This is a genomic window from Vibrio sp. 1562 (genome assembly GCF_033340155.1).
GTDB lineage: Bacteria > Pseudomonadota > Gammaproteobacteria > Enterobacterales > Vibrionaceae > Vibrio > Vibrio alginolyticus.
Window position 1 is genome coordinate 1 of the sequence record NZ_JAWOVY010000056.1, and the last position, 5,084, is coordinate 5,084.

Sequence of the window (5,084 nt, forward strand, 5' to 3'; positions counted from 1 at the left end):
AAGATGACAAACTTACTTAAATCTTTACCAGCACGCTGCTGGTTTATATCACTGGGGCTTTTTCTGGCGACTTTGGCTGCGGCTCATTTCTTTCCTTCAGAAATATTAACGGCATCTGCCAAGTTAGCGGCTTTGCCATTTCTGTTCTGCACCGTCGTTTTTTTCAGCTACTTGGGTTTCAAAGCGACCTGTAATCCCATCGGACTTATAGCCATAATCACTATGCTTGTAGCAATCGCATATTGGCAAGCGAGTTGGACAATTGTTGGTTTGGGACTCTCTTTCTTAGCTATTTGTACTGGAATTAGATTCTTGAGTAGCCAAGTTAAAGATTCGGGTAGAACTTTGAGCATTGAAGAAAAATGGTATTGGTATAAGCTCCATTCGTTTTTTGATGGCTTTTATCCAAGGTATCCCAAAAAGCCAAAAAAATAGCCAGCCAACCACAAGCTGGCTACCTTCTATTTTCAGTTCCTTCCTGATGCCTGGTTATAAGCCCTAATATCGATCAAGTTGTTCTGAGCATAATCTCCCGCAAGCGATGCATTTGAGATCACCGCTATCTGCTTATCCACAAATGCTTTATCTTCTTCAGACACACTGTCAGGGATGTAAGCGCCACTCTCATCCTTTTGACGATACTCATTTAGCATTTGCTCCCTTAGACCTAGCATTTCAGGCGACCAACTCGATGAGTCTTCAGAGTTGAATACGCGTCCCGCCAAACCTTCATTGAAAGCTTGAGCGAACACTTGACTTTGAATCGGGGTCAATCCCATTCTCTGCCCTTCGCTGTATGCTTCCTGTTTGAAATCATCGGCATACTGTTCTAAGAACTCACCATATCGATTGTTAACTGCCGCACCAAATGCCCCCGCCAACATGGCTTCAGACTTAGTGCCCCAGTTTACTTCGGAGGCATACTGCGAACTCGATCCACTGTATGCATCATTAAACGCCGTCAATGGATTTTCCAAAGAGGTTCCGGCATCAACGGCGGCTTTTAACCCATCCCAGGTTGATTTGCTGGCCACCGTTGCGTTGTGCAAGAAACCTCGTGAGCCAGGATCTTCAAGCGCTTGTTCTTTGTAACTCTCATAGTCTTCGCCAAAGTGATTCAAGGTATGCAGAGCTGCATCAGTATGCTTGCCACTGAAATCACCAATAGCACTGGCGCTGTTGAAGAACATTTCAGCACCAGAAACTCCGCTATCATCAGCCATAATGCGTGATCGCCACTGAGATCCAGCTTCACTGTTTAGTCCAGATTGATAGGTACTTGTGTCAGTAGCTACGGCCTGCTGAGCTTGCTGCTGATGCGCATTCAACTGTCCATCTATACCAGACAGATTGGTTTGGTAAGCCGATTGAGCTGCGTTGAACTGAGTTTGAACTGTTGCTGCATCCTCGTAGCCGCCCAATACACCCGATTCAACTTGGCTTTGAGTACCACCAAAAGTAGGTGCAGTTGATGACAAGCCTTCATTTGAGCGCGGCTGAATTGATCGTAAATCGGCTCCGGTAGCCATGGCCATAACCGTCATTGCAGCTTGATAATCATTGTCGCGTTCAGCGGGCGTTGAAGAGTTGCTATAGGTTAAAGACTCCATAGCTGCCGCTACATACGCCTGATTATCATCAGGTAGCAAGCGCTGATACATTGGAAGGTTTTCACGTAAACGGTTACCTGCTTCAACATGCTGGTTCATATAGCGACCTAAATAATCCATGACTTCAGGATTGTCCGCCGCTAATCGGGTTAACGTCGCACCATCAGTATTTCTTTGTCCTGATAGACTGTAGCTGGCCTGATCAAGCTCACTAAAGCGATTTGATGCCGTGACAACGTCTTGTGCTGAACTCTGAAGTGACTGATAGTCTTGGTTAGACAACGACATTTCAACGCCAGAACGTCTTGAATCTGAAAGGTCCTTAACCATCGCATCGCGATACTCAGCACGTCGTGAATCACTTAATGCCAAGCTTTGCATCTCCCCAGTGAGCGTATTTGCGGTCGTAGATCGAGAACTGCCTTCTGACGACTCAACTTGGCCACTAAAGTTACCACCTAAATCCAGCCCTGCTCGTACCCTTGATAGTTTTGGTACACGAGATGAGTCTGGCTTATCGACTCCTGGCAAGTTGCCCTGTGGAGAATCATTGCCGCCAGTACCAAGAAGCCTTCCAAGAAAGCCCTTATCAGCAACTTCTTTCTCACCGGGATTAGTAATGGTTCCATCGCCACCGACCCTTAGGCCTCCCGATAGCACGCCCGATACCAAGCCACGTACAGCATCTTTTTTATCGTCTCCAAAACCATACCGAGTTTGCAGGTCATCAGTAACCTGATTAACAACGGCGCTAGATGCGGAGTTAGAAGAACCAATCTGACGTCCAACCGAAGAAAGGTTGTCGTAACTTAGCTTTTCACCAAAGGTTCGACTCATGGTATTGCCAACCTGACGGCTAAAGGCTTGAGTTGCCTGAGTCATGGATTCTTTTGCAGAGCCGACCATTGAACCCACTGCGTTTCCGACAGAGAAACTGCTTAGTAGGTTTGACGCGCCGGTCATAGCAGAACCAGTGAGGGCTGAATTTTGGAACATTGACTGTGATTGCATTACCGGGGCATTTTTCGCGACATCTGGACTTGCCAGCTTTTCATCAATGGCATCACCGTTTTGTAGACGCCCAGCCAAGTGGGTAGCGGTTATTGCTGAGCCATAAACGAGCATGAGCGAAATCGCCGGAACACTCGACGCCAACATGCCGCCAGTAGCTATCCAGGTTTGCAGCACTGAATCCATCTGCATCATCCCAGCAAAAGATGGCACTTCTGTACCTGCAAAGGCATCAAGAGCAGACATTTTCCCTGCAACGGTTAAATGAATATACAGGTTAATGATGGCCATGACAGGCATCCAAAGTTGAATCCAAAGCAGGATTAACAAGTACTTCCCAGCCATTCGCATCCCGATTTGGCCAAGGGCTATCACAAAGGCCATCAATGGGGTGATGGCGTAAATGAACCCCTCAAAAAACGTCATCATCGGACGAACGATACTCTGGAACAGGGTCTGCTCCGCCGCCCATTGCGTATTACGCTGCTCAATCGCTTGGTTAACCATAACGGCTGCGGTGAAAGCTTGATCATCCATATACTTGCCCGTCACGCTTTGCTCATAAATAGGCAAAAGCACTGACGCGGTCATATACTCTTGGGTGTTAACCGAAGCCAAACCAAGGTTATTCAGTGCATTTCGGATCACGTCATCAGTGTCCGTTGCTGACGAAGTCCCCAATGAGGCTGACAGAACCTGTTTAAGCCTTGGAATGAAGGTTGATTCTGTCATGAGTTTCAGTTGGCTATAGGCATCGGTGCAGTCCAGATCGCTACTGCTACCACTGAGCATGATTCGAGTGCCATAAATGCGCGAATCAAACCTAATCGCTGTCATCGGGTTAGGATCACTCAGCACCTGATCGAGGTTCTTTTGGCCGATGTCGATACCAATCAAGGTGCACTCTTTGATGTAGTTAAACCACGATTGCTCGATGTCCGAGCCGCCGACACGATTTGCATCACCCAACCCAGAGCGATCCATCACCTGTTTTCTCACTTTAATCAGTGACTGTAAACTGGATGCAAAGCCGTATTCCGTCATCGCGGGAGTTGAGAAGGCGGTTTCAAACAATCGCGTGATTTGAAAGCCAACAGTCGAAATCGTACTACCTGCGGCAGCAACACCGATGGGCACATTATCAACCACTCGAACTTGTCCGGTGTACGCATCCTCAATGCTCACTCGGGTACTGGGTCCAAACATGGTTGCAAAGACTAGCCATGAGACTAAAACGTGTTGAAAGTTAATCCCACGACCGCCTTGCATTAAGGCCTGGACAGAGACCATCAATACCCCAATGAGCAAGCCAATGCGAACCATTGAAGTAAAATCGCCTGTACCAGTGATCATCGCGACAGCGTTCAGGACCTGCTCTAAAAAAGCCGAATCCCCGATGGAATAGATTTCCCACATGACCTATTCCCCCAGCGCCGTAGATTTAACGGTGTAATAACGCTGTTTGCGAATGGTCTGTATCACCTGGTTAAAATGTGCCAGCAACTCTTGCTCTGAGCCGTATCTTCGCTGCAACGCGGCGTACTCCTCATTGATTTGGCGACGTGCACGTTCAAGGTCTTCCGTTAATAACTTCGCATAGGCATGATCTTCCACACCGGAGGTACTTCTAGCTGCATTGAGCATGTCTTCAACTAATGCTCGGGCCATCTCAACAGCAATAAATGGTGCCGCTCGTGAAGCAAACGACCTAGCGGCCCCTTCATTTAATGCAGAAAGAGTTCGAATCATGCCCCCAATGCTGGCAGGAGCCGAGGTCATAAAAGCCTTTTCGGTGGCGCTAGCAGCCCCTGTATTTCGAGCAAACTTAAAAATAATGCCGTTACTAGAACCTGTACCAAGAAGTAAATTTTCTACCTGAGTTGATAACCCGGTAAGAGTCACGTTAGTGATTATTGGGTTCAGACAACCGTCTTGCGTCACTGTGTCACATCGGTACATAGCGACGTTACCGCCATGAATTAGATGTTCAATAGTCACTTTATTGCCATTCAGTCTGGTCAGTTTTGGGGCTTTACCTTGACCATCAGCCGCATTCGCTAAATCACCAACGATGATCGAGCCCGTCACGGACATAACCGCTTCAAGAAAACGGTCATCCCCAGATGCAAACCAGCTTGATGCCGAGTGACGTTTCAATGCTCGCCAAACCAAATTACCTTTAATCGTTTTGTTCACATCAGATGCCGCGACACTCGAAGCGTTCTCATATGGGTTCTTACCATTGGATTCACTCCAACTGGTAAAAATGTCTCCAGCCCCTTTAAGTGAGCTCAACATGCTGGCCTCTGTTTGCCCCTTCTTACCAAAAGCAGCTAGGGTATCGTTCACGACTCCCTGAGCCATTTGACAGGAATTGCCAAAATATTCGTTCAACTGCTGGATTTTCTTTTGCAGTGTCTCCATGTGCTGGGAGCATTTCTCACACATAGCACTGAGCGCCAA

Annotated in this window: 3 protein-coding genes; 1 reads left to right on the forward strand and 2 read right to left on the reverse strand. The window is 47.5% G+C overall.

Going from position 1 to position 5,084, the window contains the following annotated elements:
* Positions 1-3 precede the first annotated feature (3 nt).
* Positions 4-435 (forward strand): entry exclusion protein EexS, encoded by a 432-nt coding sequence (eexS, locus tag R7Z49_RS22940; RefSeq protein WP_024015938.1) that lies wholly within the window; start codon positions 4-6, stop codon positions 433-435.
* Positions 436-467: 32 nt separating this feature from the next.
* Here eexS and R7Z49_RS22945 read toward each other — a convergent pair whose 3' ends face one another.
* On the reverse strand, positions 468-4,037 hold the full coding sequence (locus R7Z49_RS22945) for a conjugal transfer protein TraG N-terminal domain-containing protein (RefSeq protein ID WP_064497034.1): 3,570 nt from the start codon (positions 4,035-4,037) through the stop codon (positions 468-470).
* Positions 4,038-4,040: 3 nt separating this feature from the next.
* Positions 4,041-5,084: conjugal transfer protein TraH (locus R7Z49_RS22950; protein ID WP_318112080.1), on the reverse strand; the 1,044-nt coding region annotated here is incomplete at its 5' end.